Here is a 15,765-nt window from a genome sequence, read left to right on the forward strand (position 1 = left end):
ATGGAATAAAATGTTATTTCGTGGCGTCAATATAGTCGAGTTGCTGCATGGCATCCATTTGAGGACCGTCAAAAGCTTCCGGAACGGGCAATGTGCCGATTGCCCATGCCATGACATCCACATCTTCCTCCGCAAGCAGCTTTTCAAACCAGTCCATTTCTTTTTCCGACCAGTCTTGCCCATAGCGATCAAAAAAACCGCCGATCAAAAAGTCAGCCTCGCGCGTACCGCGATGCCATGCGCGAAATTGCAGCCGTTTCAGCCTTGTTTCGCGATCCATATTTGCTGCTCCAACTTGGCTGGCATATTGGGCCAGCGAGGGTATAAAGGCGGATAGACATGCGGCCCGAGATACTCAATCCATTATTTGGTGAAACCCAGTCGCTCAAGGGCGTCGGCAAGGCATTGGCCAAGCCGCTCGAGAAGCTGCGGCTGAATCGGGTCAAAGACCTGCTTTATCATCAACCGAGCTACTGGTTGCGCCGGAAACGGGTCGACGAGCTGAACGAAATCGATGTTGGAGAGACGATAATCATTGAGGTTACCCCGGTCGACTATCGCACCGGAGGGCCACGCAGCCCGCTAAGGGTGCACGCAACGGACAAGATCGGAAACTATATCAGCCTGACCTTTTTCGGGCGTAATCCGGGCTGGCCGAAGAAATTGCTCCCGCTCGGAGAGGCAAAAGTTATTTCCGGTAAACTTGAACGCTATGGTGATGAACTGCAGATCGTTCACCCCGATCAGATAATTGAGCCGGGGCAGGCCGGGGACATTGCGCTGCTTGAACCCGTTTATCCCTTGTCTGATGGTCTAGGCAATGCGCGGATGAGGCAATTGATAGAACAGGCGCTGACGTTAGCGCCGGAGCTGCCGGAATGGGTCGAGCCAAGTCAACTTGCAGCTCAGAACTGGCTTGGATGGCGGGACAGTATCGTTGCGCTGCATCATTTGGAAGGGGAAACTGCTAGCGATCGGCTCGCCTATGACGAGGTTTTTGCCAATCAACTGGCTTTCATGCTGGTGCGTGCGAGCAACCGGAGCAAGCGGGGTATCCCGATCCAGGGTGATGGACGGTTTCGCAATCAGCTGAAGCTGCCTTTTGAACTGACCAACGCCCAGAATCGCTGCATTGCAGAGATAGATGGTGATCTTGCCCAAAGCGCACCGATGCTCAGGTTGCTGCAAGGTGATGTGGGTTCCGGCAAGACTCTGGTGGCTCTGATGGCGCTATTGTCGGCCGTGGAAGCCGGCTATCAGGGTGCTTTTCTGGCTCCGACAGAAATATTGGCGCGGCAGCATTTTGAAGGTCTGCAAAAATTGCTGTCTGGACTGCCTGTTAACCTCGCCATTTTGACGGGGCGCGACAAGGGCAAGGTTCGGGAGGCTTTGTTGATGGGATTGGCGGACGGTTCAATCCACATCTTGATCGGTACCCATGCGATTTTTCAGGAGCAGGTCCGGTATAAGAATCTCGCGGTAGCCGTCATCGACGAACAACATAAATTCGGCGTTTCCCAGCGCCTCATGCTGGCCCAAAAGGCGGAACGGACCCCGCATTTGTTGGCAATGACCGCCACACCCATACCGCGGACCCTGACGCTAAGCCAATATGGGGAAATGGATGTTTCGCGCATTGATGAACTTCCGCCTGGCCGGCAATCCATAGATACCAGAGTGATCGCCGACGCCCGGTTGCCTGACGTCGTCGACGGCCTTGCGCGCCATATTGCATCGGGCGGCCAAGCTTACTGGGTTTGTCCTCTGGTCGAAGAGAGCGAAAAAAGCGATCTTGCGGCCGCCGAAGAGCGCGCCGCGAGTTTGAAGGCGCGATTTGGTGAGCAGGTCGGTTTGGTGCACGGCCGGATGAAGGGCCCTGAAAAAGATTTGGTTATGGGCCGCTTTCAACGGGATGAAATCAAGATACTTGTTGCGACCACGGTCATCGAAGTCGGTGTAGATGTTCCCAACGCCAGCCTGATGATCATTGAAGCGGCAGACCGTTTCGGTCTGGCCCAATTGCATCAGTTGCGGGGGCGCGTGGGTCGGGGCGGCGTCAAGTCCAATTGTTTGCTCGTTCGAGGTGAATCGCTGAGCGAAACGGCGCGTGCCAGGCTCAAGCTGATGCGAGAAACCAACGACGGATTCCGTATCGCAGAAGAAGATCTTCGTTTGCGCGGGGCAGGAGAATTACTTGGTACGCGGCAATCGGGGGACGCAGGCTTTCATGTCGCAACACCGACGCAAGTCAATGAGCTTATTGGACCGGCCACGGATGATGCCCGTCTTTTGCTCGACCGCGATGGTGGATTGGACAGTGAAAGGGGGCAGGCAGCGCGGATAGCACTTTATCTATTCGAGCGCGATTGGGGTGTCAGTCTGTTGCGAAGCGGATAGGCCTTAGCGGGCTTTTATGTGGTCCAGCATAGTCACAAAATCTGGCTCGCGGATCACTCGTTCGAATTTAAAACCGCTGCGACCTTGATGGGACCAGACGAGAAAGGCTTCAATCCTTCCAACGACAGGCAAGCGGACAGTGACCCTGCCTCCCTTCGCCATACCCATGACTTCGCCGAGCATCATGCCGTTAGCAGAAATATTGGCAATATGTACCCGGATTTCCTGATTCGGATGAATTTCGCAGATGGTTTCAAAATCGACCGAAAATCGGGTCGCACGGCGCGAATCGGGCGATGTTTGATGCGGTGCACTGGGCATATCTTGCGAACTCCCAAAATTGGTTCAGTCCAGCGATAGTTGATGATCAAGAATAAAAGGTAAACGTTCGTAAAAAAGAGGAGGGCGCGCGCAGGTCAGATGTGTCTCAGCAACCCGTGCTTCTTTTTCCCGGCTGAAATTTTCACATTCCCGTCGGTAATGCCGATCATATGTCCGCCGTCTTTTATCTGTTCATCATCGATGCGGGCACCACCGCCAGCAATCAGTCGCTTCGCTTCCCCTTTCGATGCGCAGAAACCGATTCCGACCAGGGCATCAAGAAGCGAAACCTCATCTTCGGATATATCGAGCACAGGCAAGTCGGCTCCGGCCGTACCTTGCTCGAACGTCTGCTGCGCCGTTTTGGCAGCGTCTTCTGCAGCGGTCTGTCCGTGGGCCATTGCCGTTGCAGCATCTGCCAGAACTTTTTTGGCCTCATTGATTTCGGAACCTTCCAGCGCTTCCAGTCGCGCGATCTCCGCCAAATCAATATCGGTGAATAAGCGCATGAATTTGCCGACATCCCGGTCATCGGTATTGCGCCAGAATTGCCAATAATCATAAGGGGAAAGCCGGTCAGCATTTAACCAAATCGCGCCGTCTACGGATTTCCCCATTTTGGAGCCGTCGGCTTTGGTAATCAAGGGGGTGGTGATGCCGAACAGATCCGTCCCGTCAACCCGGCGGCCGAGTTCAATCCCGTTGACAATATTCCCCCATTGATCGGACCCACCCAATTGCAATTTGCAACCATGTTGGCGAGATAGCTCAAGAAAATCATAGGCCTGCAAGATCATATAGTTGAATTCAAGGAAGGTCAGCGGCTGTTCCCGCTCCAGCCTGAGTTTAACGGAATCAAAAGTCAGCATGCGGTTAATTGTGAAGTGGCGACCGATATCGCGCAAAAATGGAATATATTTGAGCTGGCCCAGCCAGTCGTCATTGTTGACCATTATGGCGTCGGTGGGTCCGTCCCCGAACGTCAAGAAATTCTCGAAGCTGTCCCGTATCTTGGCAAAATTCGAAGCGATTCCATCATCGTCCAGTAATTTTCGAATCTCGTCTTTCCCCGAAGGGTCACCGACTTTGGTAGTGCCGCCGCCCATCAAGACAATTGGCTTATGTCCAGCCTGTTGCAGTCGGCGAAGGAGCATGATCTGGACAAGATTCCCGACATGGAGAGAATCCGCGGTGACGTCGAACCCGATATAACCTGGGATAATCGTAGTGGCGGCAAGAGAATCCAATGCCTTGGCATCGGTCAATTGGTGGATATAGCCGCGTTCATCTAGCAAACGCAGCAGATCAGATTGATATTCGCTCATGAGAAGGGTCGTTACAGCCTTGTAACCTCCGGTGCAATTGCCGGTTTCCAGCAACGCAATTCTTTGCCAAGTGATGAGATTGGGTATCGGATTCGCTTTTCATCAATCCGCTCCGGAATTGACTGTTGAAGCACGAGAAGGATCACGATGGCCCTTAGACTATCCTGCCACCCCGAACATCCTACTGATGCCGTATCTGCGATCAATGCGACCGTTGAGTGGCTGACATTCGGTAAATTCACTGTGCGTTACAATCTCCTGGGTGCCGTTGACCAATTGGTCATGCCGGAACCGGTCACGCCGAAAAGGACCGATAATCTCTGGCAGAAATCCTGCTTCGAGGCTTTCATCAGTCGAGAAGATGCGCCAGAATATCTCGAACTGAATCTGTCCCCTTCGACGGAATGGGCCGTCTACGCATTCGAAAATTATCGTGAGGGTATGAGCAGTCCAGAATCGATCAACACACCGCGAATCGAAAGCTCATCATCGGCAGAAAATTTTGAGCTGATCGCAAAGCTCGATCTCGGAGATCGACCGGAACTGGAAGCAGGTTGTCTGGAAATGGCTTTGACGGCCGTGATCGTGGAAAAAAATGGCCGAAAATCATTTTGGGCTCTAAACCATCCTCCAGGCAATCCGGATTTTCACAACAGGGATTGCTTCATCCACAAGATAAAGGCTGCAGAATCACGATGAAATTTGGAATTGACCGGCTAGTTGAAGACAAAGAGCTCAGGCGGCCTTTGGACGGGAAGCGGGTGGCGCTGCTCGCTCATCCGGCATCTGTGACAAGCAATTTGACACATTCCCTTGATGCGCTGTCATCGTGCGCCGAGATCAACATTGCCGCGGCTTTTGGCCCCCAGCATGGCCTGCGAGGCGATAAGCAGGATAATATGATCGAAACCGCCGATTATTTCGACCCGCTCCATGATATTCCGGTTTTCAGCCTCTATGGGGAAGTTCGTCGGCCGACCGACACGTCAATGGATAGCTTCGATGTCATTTTGATTGACCTTCAGGATCTGGGCTGTCGAATCTATACGTTTATCACCACCTTGCGATATATGCTGGAAGCTGCTGCGGAGCATGGCAAATCTGTATGGGTGCTGGACAGGCCCAATCCGGCCGGACGGCCAATCGAAGGGACAATTCTCGAGGAAGGTTGGGAGAGCTTCGTGGGGGCGGCTCCCATGCCCATGCGACACGGGCTGACTATGGGGGAAATGGGGCGCTGGCTAATCAGTCATTTTGGCCTCGATATGGATTACAAGGTTATCGAGATGCGGGGGTGGCAGCCCGAGGGTCCCGGATTTGGCTGGCCGGAAGACCGTATCTGGATCAACCCCAGCCCCAACGCACCGAATGTGAATATGGCGCGGGCCTATGCCGGGACTGTGATGTTGGAAGGCACAACGCTCTCCGAAGGGCGAGGAACGACGCGCCCTCTGGAGCTGTTTGGCGCGCCGGATATTGATGCGAGGGCTGTAATTGCAGAAATGCAAAGAGAGGCACCACAATGGTTGAACGGCTGTGTTCTGCGAGAAATCTGGTTCGAACCGACTTTTCACAAGCATCAGGCTCAGCTTTGCAACGGTGTCCACATTCACGCTGAGGGTCCAGTTTATGATCACCAGATATTCCAACCATGGCGTCTGCAGGCGCTGGCGCTAAAAGCGATCAGAAAGCTGAATTCTGATTATCAACTGTGGCGTGATTTCCCTTATGAATATGAAGAGGAAAAATTGGCCTTCGATGTCATCAACGGTGGGCCGTCCCTAAGAAAATGGGTCGAGAATTCATCCGCTGCAGCAGATGATCTGGACGCTATCGCCTCGCCGGACGAGCGCTTGTGGGAAGAAATGCGCCGCGATTATCTCATTTATTAGCAATGCTGCGCTGCAACATAATTATTGTATTTTATCGGAATCCTGCTAATTCGGGATGATGTTACCGAGCAAAGAAATTTTCGAGGGCGTTGCACTGAAAAAATGTGTGGCCGCGACCTATAACAATACCGCATTCAAGTTGGCGCCGCATATCCTGTATACGCGGCATGACGAAATGTATGTTGATGCAGTGCCGCTGGAAAAAGACGGTCAGCCGCCGCGGGAGATCAAGATCGGGACGTTCAAACTTTCCGGCCTGAAGGATGTCCGCGTCGAAGATCTGCATTTCGAAAAGTCCGAAATTTTTGAACCGGCAGCCGAGAAATATGACGGCACCACACTGTTGGCCGTTGACGGCTGACGACTAACCTTGCTTGCGGGTCAGTTCCTTCATCGCATCGCCGAGGCCGTCAATCGTTAGCGGATACATCCGGTCATTCATCAGCTCGCGGATGATTTTGACGCTTTGTGAATAGCCCCATTGCTTCTCCGGCACCGGATTGAGCCATGCTGCTGCGGGATAGGTGTTGGTCAGGCGGTGCATCCAGGTGACACCCGCTTCTTCATTGAAATGTTCCACCGAACCGCCGGGGTGAGTTATTTCATATGGGCTCATCGAGGCGTCGCCGACAAAAATCAATTTATAGTCGTGGCCATATTTGTGGAGGATATCCCAGGTATTTGTGCGCTCGGAAAACCGTCGGCGATTATCTTTCCACACACCTTCGTAAGGGCAGTTATGGAAATAGAAAAACTCGAGATTTTTGAACTCGGTGGTTGCTGCGCTGAACAGTTCTTCGCAGAGCTTGATAAAGGGATCCATTGAGCCGCCAACATCCAGGAACAGCAGCAGTTTGACGGCATTGTGCCGTTCCGGACGCATATGGATGTCGAGCCAGCCCTGTTTGGCGGTTCCACTGATTGTCCGGTCAATATCCAGTTCGTCTGCCGCACCTTCCCGAGCGAATTTGCGCAAGCGCCGTAGCGCAACCTTGATATTCCGCGTGCCGAGCATCTTGGTGTTGTCGAGATTTTGAAACTCGCGCTTGTCCCAGACTTTTATCGCCTTCTTCTGGCCGCCTTCGCCGCCAATCCGGACGCCTTCGGGATTATAGCCGGAATTGCCATAGGGCGATGTGCCGCCGGTGCCGATCCACTTGCTGCCGCCTTCGTGCCGTTTCTGCTGTTCTTCGAGCCGCTCTTTCAGCGTCTCCATAATTTCTTCCCAGCTGCCGAGGGACTTGACCTTCTCCATTTCTTCTTCGGAGAGATATTTCTCGGCGACTGCTTTCAGCCAGTCCAGCGGGATGTCTTCTTCCTGCGTACCGTAACTGCTTTCGATGCCCTTGAACACTTTTGAGAACACCTGGTCAAAGCGGTCCAGCAAACCTTCGTCCTTTACGAAAGTGGCGCGGGAGAGATAATAAAATTCTTCCGGACTACGCCGGATAACGTCTTTTTCGAGCGCTTCGAGCAGAACGAGATGTTCCTTGAGCGAAGCCGTGATGCCGGCTGCTCTTAGCTCATCCATGAAGTTAAAGAACATCGTCTGTGCCTTTGCTTAGCGCGCTTCACGCTTGGACATGAAAGCAAGTCGTTCGAAAAGCATCACGTCCTGCTCATTCTTCAGCAAGGCACCGTGCAGTGGCGGGATAGCCTTGCTGGGATCCTTCGACTGCAGGACTTCAAGAGGCATATCTTCGCTGAGCAGCAATTTTAACCAGTCGAGCAATTCGCTGGTGCTTGGTTTCTTCTTGAGGCCGGGTACGTCGCGGACTTCGTAGAAAATATCCATCGCCTTTTTGACCAACACGCCCTGAATGTCAGGAAAATGGACATTGATGATTTCCTGCATCGTTTCGCGATCGGGGAATTTTATATAGTGGAAGAAACAGCGGCGCAGGAAGGCGTCTGGCAGTTCTTTCTCGTTGTTGGAAGTAATCACGACAATCGGGCGATCGACGGCCTTGATCGTTTCCTTGGTCTCGTAAACATGGAATTCCATGCGATCGAGCTCCTGCAGAAGGTCGTTCGGAAACTCAATGTCCGCTTTGTCGATTTCGTCGATTAGGAGGACCGGAAGTTCAGGCGAGGTGAACGCTTCCCAGAGCTTGCCCTTGCGAATGTAGTTCGAAATATCGTGGACGCGTTCGTCGCCGAGTTGCCCGTCGCGCAACCGGGCGACCGCGTCATATTCATAGAGGCCTTGATGGGCCTTGGTTGTCGATTTGACGTTCCATTCGATCAATGGCGCGCCGGTAGCTTTGGCTATTTCGTACGCCAGCACGGTTTTTCCGGTTCCCGGTTCGCCTTTGACGAGGAGAGGGCGTCGCAATGTCACGGCGGCGTTGACCGCAACCTTCAGGTCATCGGTTGCAACATAGTCTTTAGTACCGTCAAAACGCATGATTTTCTATTCCTTGCCGTGAAAGTCAAAGCAAAGGCGATAGGGAAAACCCCCTTTGTAGGCAAGTTAATCATTTAGTTAAGTTCTGTAGCAGCCGGAGGGAAAATCAATGGGAAAGGCGCGTGTTCCTGCGTGCTTCCAGAAGTTGCCACAGGCCGCGATGCTGATTGAGGAGCTGTTCCGAACCGAAATTTATCGCCCGCTCCAGAGCGGGGGTTGCGGCTAGACGATCCTTCAGGGCAGCAGTTGTCTCAATATCTGGAAGGGTTGACGAGCCTACTTCCACGCCGACGCGCAACGCGATCCGGTCCAGCACCGGCCGAATGAAGTGCCAGTCCGAAACCAGCGCAAAAGCCGCGCCGATAGCACATCCATTGCGATCGGATTGGGAAAGCATCTCCAGAGCCTTGCTCTGGCCCAGCACGGCCGCATTGCTCTGATCATCGGCGCTGACACCCGAAATCGGTCCCGCCGCTACGGTTAATTTGGTCAGCAAAGCGCGCTCGGCGGCGAATCCGGCAGTCGCCTGTGTCAGCCATTCGCCAGTGATATCATCGGCTGTTTTTGTCGCGGCGTGATCGGGTACGCCGGGATAGCGCCCGTGTAAAACGGACAGAAAATGCGCGATGTCGGCGACGTCGGCACCCGACAAGCTCGAGAATTCTTCGATGATGAATCGAACATGAGGTGCCGCATCACTGCCTTGGCTGCTGATATGTTCAGCGAAGCCTGTTTGGGCTGTGAATTGTGCATTTTGTCCTAGCATCGCGTTTCCGATATCCCGAGAATTATCGCGAAAATGCACCCGGCATCCTCGTCTATCCTGAGCTATACAGGTGAATCCTAAAGAGCCGGTTTATTGATCGTTAGGGAATTGCAAACCATAGTCGACGGTCGAGCGATCGCCAGGCTACTGGTCCAGGAAACTCCGCATTTTGCGACTACGGCTCGGATGCTTCAGCTTTCTTAGCGCCTTGGCCTCAATCTGCCGGATACGTTCGCGGGTCACGCTGAACTGCTGTCCGACTTCTTCGAGCGTATGATCGGTGTTCATGCCGATACCGAAGCGCATACGCAGAACCCGTTCCTCACGCGGGGTCAGGCTGGCAAGGACACGGGTAACCGTTTCCTTGAGGTTCGCCTGAATAGCCGCATCGACTGGAATGATCGCGTTCTTGTCTTCGATGAAATCGCCGAGATGCGAATCTTCCTCGTCGCCGATTGGCGTTTCGAGGCTGATCGGTTCCTTGGCGATCTTCATGACCTTGCGCACTTTTTCCAGCGGCATGGACAGGCGTTCCGCCATTTCTTCCGGCGTTGGCTCGCGGCCCTGTTCGTGGAGGAACTGACGTGACGTCCGGACCAGTTTGTTGATCGTCTCGATCATATGGACTGGAATACGGATGGTCCGCGCCTGATCGGCGATGGACCGCGTGATCGCCTGACGAATCCACCAGGTGGCATAGGTGCTGAACTTGTAGCCGCGGCGATATTCGAACTTGTCGACCGCTTTCATCAGGCCGATATTGCCTTCCTGAATAAGGTCGAGGAATTGCAGGCCGCGATTGGTATATTTCTTGGCGATCGAGATCACGAGCCGGAGATTGGCTTCCACCATTTCCTTCTTGGCGATGCGCGCTTCGCGCTCACCCTTTTGCACCATGTTCACAATCCGGCGGAATTCGACCAGCGAGGTACCGGTGGCATTGGCGATATCAGAAATTTCCGCCCGGATACGATCGACAGCATCCGCTTCTTTTTCAGCAAAAGCCGCCCATTTCTTGTCGGTCTTCGCCATGCTTGCAAGCCAGCCGTCATCAAGCTCGTTGCTGATATAGCTTTCCAGAAAAGCGCGACGTGGCACCTTGTGTCGTTCGGCCAGACGAAGCATCTGTCCGCCCAGTGCAGTCAAGCGGCGATTGAAGGAATAGAGTTGGTCGACAAGAAATTCGATCTTGTTCGCATGAAATTGCACGCTTTCAACCAGCGCAGTCAATTCTTCCCGCAAATTCTGATATTTGGTCTCTGACGCTGCCGGAAAATCCTTGCCCGCTGCCAGCGAATCCAGTCTGGTTGTCTGCAATTTGGAGAATTTCTTGAACACCGACGTAATCTGCGCAAATTTTTCCAGTGCGTCGGGTTTTAGGGCTTCTTCCATTTGCGCAAGGGAAAGGGTGTTGTCTTCTTCCTCTTCCTCGACCACGCGCTTGGTACGGCGTTCGGTCAGATCGGATTCGTCGTCATCTTCGCCGTCAGCCGGATCTTCATCCTCGACCTCGTCATCATCCTTGAACGAGGGGCCGGCGGTCTTTTCGCTGATTTCGCCGTCGTCATCCTCGGCCTCTTCCAGATTTTCCGGAACAGGGTCCTTGGACAGCATGGCGTCGAGATCCAGGATTTCGCGGAGCTGCATTTCGCCGTCGTTGAGCGCGGTCGACCATTCGATGATCGCGTTAAAGGTGGTCGGGCTTTCGCACAGACCCCAGATCATGGTGTCGCGGCCAGCCTCGATGCGCTTGGCAATGGCAATTTCGCCTTCGCGGCTGAGCAGTTCCACGGCGCCCATTTCGCGCAAATACATACGCACAGGATCGTCGGTCCGGTCGCCAGCGGCTTTTTTCGGAGCGGTGGCAGTGGTTTTTTTCTCTTTGTCCTTGCCGTCGATAGATTCGACTTCATCGCCACCCATTTCTTCGGCGGCTTCCTCATCATTCTCGACAACCCGGACACCCATTTCCGAGATCGCCGACATGACGTCTTCAATCTGTTCATTCTGGTCCTGCGGCAGAGCTTCGTTCAACTCGTCAATCGTCAGATAACCGCGTTTTTTGGCTTTGGTAATCAGCTTCTTGATCGCGCTGTCGTTGAGATCGATCAACGGTTCATCTTCGGCTTTGGTGTTTTTCGCTTTGCTTGCCAATGGCTGAGGCCCCTAATTAAAAACTATAAACTATCGTCGATCTGGGTCAGTTCCACCAACCGCTCGTGAAATAACTGCTTTGCTTGGCGAAGGCGCTGCTGCTCGGCATAACTCTCTTCCGTAAGATCATCCTGCACTCGCCGCGTTGCCTCTGCCAGAGCCGCTTCCAGTCCTGGACGCGCGGTTACCACCTTGATCGCTTCTGCCAAATCCCGATGCGCCCGTTCGACCGTTTGCGAAGGGGCATCGTCTGGCAGCTTGCGGTTGAAAGTGAAATTCAGCGCATCGGCCCGTAACAGCCCTTTTGCGACATTATAACAATCTGTCTGTCCCAATATGGTAAGAAGGCCCTGCATATCAAGCGTTTCTTTACTCATTGCGATATTGATCAGTTCGCCGAGCAATTGCTGCAATTGCGAATCGGCGAGTTTGATTGCGCTGAGCTCTTCAAAATGACCGTAAATCCGGCAGGGATGACGGATCAGGCCACCCAATATGCCCTTGGCGATTTGCAGGTCATAACCCTCGATCAAAAAGGACTTGGTGTCGTCCATTGGTTTGTACGAGACAAATTTTGCGGAGAATTTGCGATTGTTGTTTTGCGGGCGTCTGACCTCGCGGTGGTCGTCTCGCTTGCCAAAAAAGGCGGCCTGATAGCGATCCTGAAATTCCTGGCGATAATGCTGCGCGATATCCGGGTCGGTAATTTGGCGGGCGTGATCGGACAGGCGTTTTTTCAGGCCAGCCTTCATTTCCGGGGTGTTGAGTGGCTCGGCATCATATTCCACCTGCCAGATCTTGTCATCAAGCGTCTGCGGCTTTGCGATCAGCGCGGCAAAGGCCTGCGCACCGTCGGAGCGGATCAGGTCGTCGGGATCTTGTCCGGCGGGGAGGGAAATGAAGTTGAGGCTGTGCGAGGGTCGCAGGATGGGCAGGGCGCGCAAGGCCGCCCGCATCGCCGCTTTCTGGCCGGCGCTGTCGCCGTCAAAACAGAGGATCGGTGCCTCGACCATCTTCCAGATGCGTTCGATCTGATGCTCGGTCAGCGCCGTGCCGAGCGGGGCGACAACATCCTCAAAACCCGCCTGGGCCAGCGCGATGGCGTCCATATAGCCTTCGACCACCAATATCCGACCGGTCTGGCGGGAAGCTGGCGACGCCTTGTCGAGATTGTACAGGGTGCGGCCCTTGTCGAAGAGCGGTGTGTCGGGGCTGTTGAGATATTTCGGTTCGCCATCACCCAATATCCGGCCACCAAAGGCGATCACACGGCCGCGTGGATCGCGGATCGGGATCATCAGGCGACCGCGAAACCGGTCATAAGGCTCCTTGTCGTCAACCTTGATCAGCAGGCCGGCCTCAATCAACCGGTCGACGCCATGGACAGAGAGCGCTTCCTTCAGCCGTCCGCGCGAATTGGGGGCAAAGCCGAAGCCAAATTCGCGGATGGTCTTTTCCGAAATGCCCCGGTTTTTCAGATATTGCCGCGCTTCCGCGCCTTCTATGCCGTTGAATTGGGTGACGAACCAGTCCTGCGCCGCCGCCATGACATCGTGCAGGGTGGCCCGCACCTCCTGCCTTTGTGCGGCACGGGGGTCGGGGGCAGGGACTTCCATCTGCGCTTCTGCTGCCAGATCCTTGACCGCGTCCATGAAGCCGAGGCCGCGCTGTTCGGTCATCCAGCTGATCGCGTCACCATGGGCACCGCAGCCGAAGCAATGGTAGAATCCCTTTTCGTCGTTGATCGTGAAGCTGGGCGATTTCTCGTTATGAAACGGGCAGCAGGCCTTGTACTCGCGTCCCGCCTTCTGGATCTTTACGGTGCGACCGATCAGCGTCGACAGGGTGACGCGTGATCGCAGTTCTTCCAGCCATTGCGGGGTGAGGGTCATTTTAGAGTCTCGGTGTCTCGGCTACGCTCGACACGAACGGGATTTAGGGCGTTGGCCTCTCCGTTCGTGTCGAGCGAAGTCGAGAGACGTTCTTGGGGTGGCTTCGCGAAATAGGACAATTTTTTCCAGTCACCTGCAATTAGAGCGCGCTTTTTGGCTTGGGACCATTTCTTGGCTGTCAATTCGGCTGACAAAGCCTCTTCTCGAGTCGAGAAAGTTTCCGACCAAACCAATTCTATAGGTCGTCGCGGGCTCGTAAACTTACAATATCCGCCATTGCTATGCTCAGCCACCCGGCGTTCCAGATCATCGGTGTGACCGGTGTAGAACTTACCATCTGCACATAACAGCATGTAGGTCCAAAAGGCCAATTACGCGCCTCCCAGGTGTCTCGACTTCGCTCGACACGAACGGTTGCAGCGATGTCTCACGAAAGTGCCGCCTTCACCAGCGCGCTGGCTTTGCTCATGTCTATTTCGGTGCCATGGCGCTTTTTCAGTTCGCCCATCAGCCGGCCCATGTCTTTCATGCCGTCGGCGCCGAGTTCGGTCTTGATGCCGTCGATCAGGGCAGCGGTTTCGGCCTCGCCCAACTGGGCCGGGAGAAATTCCTCGATGACGGCCAGTTCCATTTTCTCGGCGGTCGCGAGTTCGGTCCGGCCGCCCTCTTCGAACATGGCGATCGATTCGCGGCGCTGTTTTGCCATTTTCTGGAGCACATCAATGACCATGGCGTCGTCGTCCTGCGCGGCATCTTTTGTCCGCAGTTCGATATCCTTGTCCTTGATCTTGGCGAGAATGGAGCGAGTCGCGGCGGTGCGATCCTTGTCTTTTGCCTTCATCGCCTCGATTTGCGCGGCTTTCACGGAGTCGCGAATCATGGTCACCTCTTATTTTGGAATAAGCGTTAACAGTAGCGGGAAGTTTCGGAATTTCATAGATTGTGTCGGAATTATTTCACCCCTAGTTCGCATGAAATTTTGCGCCAGCATCTGACCGAAAGATAGATATCATGTCCGATCCAAATATCCCCGACGCACCCAAGGGCGCAACCGGGATATTGCTATTGGCCGATGGCACGGTAATCTGGGGCAGGGGCTTTGGCGCGACCGGCTCTGCGGTTGGCGAAGTCTGCTTCAACACCGCGATGACCGGCTATCAGGAAGTGATGACCGACCCCAGCTATGCCGGGCAGATCGTCACCTTCACCTTTCCCCATATCGGCAATACCGGGACCAATGACGAGGATATCGAGGCGGACAGCCCGCATGCCCTCGGCTGTATCGTCCGCGAGGAGGTGACTGCACCTTCCAGTTTCCGCGACCAGAAGCCGTTTGACCAGTGGATGGCCGAGAATGGCCGGATCGGGCTGAGCGGCGTGGATACACGGGCTTTGACCCGGCGGATACGCGAGGCGGGGGCGCCCAATGCGGTGATCGCCCATGATCCCGATGGCAAGTTTGATATCGATGAACTGCTCGCCAAGGCGCGGGGCTGGGCGGGTCTGGAAGGCATGGATCTGGCCAAGCAAGTGACCGGACACCAGACCCATCTCTGGGACAAGGGTGGTCTGTGGCGACTGGGTCATGGTTATGATCCATTGGAAGAATTGGAAGCATCTTCGACCCGGCCGCATGTTGTCGCGATTGATTATGGTGCGAAGCGCAATATCTTCAGAAACCTTGTGAAGGCTGGCGCGAAAGTCACTGTTGTTCCAGCAGAAACATCTTTTGATGAAATCATGGCTCTGAAGCCCGATGGCGTCTTCCTGTCCAATGGCCCCGGCGATCCGGCGGCGACCGGCGTCTATGCGGTTCCGGTGATCCAGAAATTACTGGACGCGGATATTCCGCTGTTCGGCATCTGCCTCGGCCATCAAATGCTCGCTCTCGCGGCAGGCGCCAAGACGGTCAAAATGCACCAGGGCCATCGCGGCGCCAATCATCCGGTGCAGCGCATCGGCGGCGGCTGGGCCGAGACCGAAGGGCTGGTCGAGATCACCAGCATGAACCATGGCTTTGCGGTGGACAGTGAAACGCTGCCCGACAATATCCACGAAACCCACAAGAGCCTGTTCGACGGCAGCAATTGCGGCATCGAAATCATCGGCAAGCGCGCCTTTGGCGTCCAATATCACCCCGAAGCCAGTCCGGGGCCGCAGGACAGTTTCTATCTGTTCGAGAAATTTGTTGGCGGCCTGACCCAATGAGCGGCCCGGTTGATCCTGCACATCTTGCCGAAGAATGGGCAATTGATGACGAAATCCTGCAAAATATGGCAGCGGGTGGCGATTTGTCGCATGTTGTGCGCGAGATTAACGTGCAATTTGTCGGCGCGGTCGCCGATCTGAACAAGTTGAAGAATGACGCGGCGAAATGGGGCTTTCGTTCGGCGCTGGTGTCCAACGAGGATGACGAGTGGGTGATCGAGCTGCAGATTGACCTCGACACCAGGCGCGAGACGATCCGCGAACTGACCCGCAAATGCCTCGAGATCGAAAGCGAATATGACATCGACCATGATGGTTGGGGCTGCTTTGCCTGCAACGAAAATGGCGAGATTTCCGACGAGAATCCGGCGTGATGGGGTGTTGTCTTACCCCGAAACTAGTG

Annotated in this window: 16 protein-coding genes; 6 read left to right on the plus strand and 10 right to left on the minus strand. The window is 54.5% G+C overall.

The window, feature by feature from the left end:
• Positions 1-13 precede the first annotated feature (13 nt).
• Positions 14-280, minus strand: coding sequence for a succinate dehydrogenase assembly factor 2 (locus ACN0WX_RS07145; protein WP_417621605.1), 267 nt, complete (start codon positions 278-280; stop codon positions 14-16).
• A gap of 59 nt (positions 281-339) precedes the next feature.
• Here ACN0WX_RS07145 and recG point away from each other — a divergent pair, with 59 nt between their 5' ends.
• Positions 340-2,397 carry an ATP-dependent DNA helicase RecG gene (gene recG / locus ACN0WX_RS07150; RefSeq protein ID WP_417621606.1) on the plus strand — a complete coding sequence of 686 codons (2,058 nt, stop codon included), beginning with the start codon at positions 340-342 and terminating at the stop codon, positions 2,395-2,397.
• Positions 2,398-2,400: 3 nt separating this feature from the next.
• On the opposite strand, the gene ACN0WX_RS07155 is transcribed toward recG, so the two are convergent.
• A complete protein-coding gene (locus tag ACN0WX_RS07155) occupies positions 2,401-2,718 on the minus strand; it encodes a PilZ domain-containing protein (RefSeq protein WP_417621607.1) in 318 nt (105 codons plus the stop codon).
• A 95-nt stretch (positions 2,719-2,813) separates the two neighbouring features.
• A complete protein-coding gene (gene tyrS, locus ACN0WX_RS07160; RefSeq protein ID WP_417621608.1) occupies positions 2,814-4,043 on the minus strand; it encodes a tyrosine--tRNA ligase in 1,230 nt (409 codons plus the stop codon).
• A gap of 147 nt (positions 4,044-4,190) precedes the next feature.
• On the opposite strand from tyrS, the gene ACN0WX_RS07165 reads away from it, so the two are divergent.
• From ACN0WX_RS07165 to ACN0WX_RS07175, 3 genes are read left to right on the plus strand one after another with little or no spacing between them, the layout of a single operon-like run.
• On the plus strand, positions 4,191-4,742 hold the full coding sequence (locus ACN0WX_RS07165) for a DOMON-like domain-containing protein (RefSeq protein ID WP_417621609.1): 552 nt from the start codon (positions 4,191-4,193) through the stop codon (positions 4,740-4,742).
• The gene (locus ACN0WX_RS07170; protein ID WP_417621610.1) at positions 4,739-5,935 is read left to right on the plus strand and encodes an exo-beta-N-acetylmuramidase NamZ domain-containing protein; all 1,197 of its coding nucleotides are present in this window, start codon (positions 4,739-4,741) and stop codon (positions 5,933-5,935) included. The genes ACN0WX_RS07165 and ACN0WX_RS07170 overlap by 4 nt, the downstream gene beginning before the upstream one ends.
• Positions 5,936-5,990: 55 nt before the next feature.
• Complete coding sequence (locus ACN0WX_RS07175) at positions 5,991-6,296, plus strand: hypothetical protein (protein WP_417621611.1); 306 nt, start codon at positions 5,991-5,993, stop codon at positions 6,294-6,296.
• Between the two features lie 3 nt (positions 6,297-6,299).
• Here the strand turns inward: ACN0WX_RS07175 and ACN0WX_RS07180 are convergent, their stop codons facing one another.
• The 7 genes from ACN0WX_RS07180 to ACN0WX_RS07210 form a co-directional block, all read right to left on the minus strand.
• Positions 6,300-7,481, minus strand: coding sequence for a vWA domain-containing protein (locus ACN0WX_RS07180; RefSeq protein WP_417621612.1), 1,182 nt, complete (start codon positions 7,479-7,481; stop codon positions 6,300-6,302).
• Between the two features lie 15 nt (positions 7,482-7,496).
• A complete protein-coding gene (locus ACN0WX_RS07185; RefSeq protein WP_417621613.1) occupies positions 7,497-8,342 on the minus strand; it encodes an AAA family ATPase in 846 nt (281 codons plus the stop codon).
• Between the two features lie 106 nt (positions 8,343-8,448).
• Positions 8,449-9,108 carry a DUF6975 family protein gene (locus ACN0WX_RS07190; protein ID WP_417621614.1) on the minus strand — a complete coding sequence of 220 codons (660 nt, stop codon included), beginning with the start codon at positions 9,106-9,108 and terminating at the stop codon, positions 8,449-8,451.
• 144 nt (positions 9,109-9,252) lie between these two features.
• On the minus strand, positions 9,253-11,262 hold the full coding sequence (rpoD, locus tag ACN0WX_RS07195) for an RNA polymerase sigma factor RpoD (protein ID WP_417621615.1): 2,010 nt from the start codon (positions 11,260-11,262) through the stop codon (positions 9,253-9,255).
• A 23-nt stretch (positions 11,263-11,285) separates the two neighbouring features.
• Positions 11,286-13,154, minus strand: coding sequence for a DNA primase (dnaG, locus tag ACN0WX_RS07200; protein WP_417621616.1), 1,869 nt, complete (start codon positions 13,152-13,154; stop codon positions 11,286-11,288).
• A complete protein-coding gene (locus ACN0WX_RS07205) occupies positions 13,151-13,507 on the minus strand; it encodes a GIY-YIG nuclease family protein (RefSeq protein WP_417621874.1) in 357 nt (118 codons plus the stop codon). The genes dnaG and ACN0WX_RS07205 overlap by 4 nt, the downstream gene beginning before the upstream one ends.
• A 74-nt stretch (positions 13,508-13,581) precedes the next feature.
• Complete coding sequence (locus ACN0WX_RS07210) at positions 13,582-14,034, minus strand: GatB/YqeY domain-containing protein (RefSeq protein WP_417621617.1); 453 nt, start codon at positions 14,032-14,034, stop codon at positions 13,582-13,584.
• Positions 14,035-14,165: 131 nt separating this feature from the next.
• On the opposite strand from ACN0WX_RS07210, the gene carA reads away from it, so the two are divergent.
• Together carA and ACN0WX_RS07220 are read left to right on the plus strand one after the other, a co-directional pair.
• Positions 14,166-15,362 (plus strand): glutamine-hydrolyzing carbamoyl-phosphate synthase small subunit, encoded by a 1,197-nt coding sequence (gene carA / locus ACN0WX_RS07215; protein ID WP_417621618.1) that lies wholly within the window; start codon positions 14,166-14,168, stop codon positions 15,360-15,362.
• On the plus strand, positions 15,359-15,736 hold the full coding sequence (locus tag ACN0WX_RS07220; protein ID WP_417621619.1) for a ribonuclease E inhibitor RraB: 378 nt from the start codon (positions 15,359-15,361) through the stop codon (positions 15,734-15,736). The genes carA and ACN0WX_RS07220 overlap by 4 nt, the downstream gene beginning before the upstream one ends.
• The last annotated feature ends 29 nt before the right edge of the window (positions 15,737-15,765 follow it).

The organism is Parasphingorhabdus sp. (genome assembly GCF_048269915.1).
Classification (GTDB): Bacteria; Pseudomonadota; Alphaproteobacteria; order Sphingomonadales; family Sphingomonadaceae; genus Parasphingorhabdus.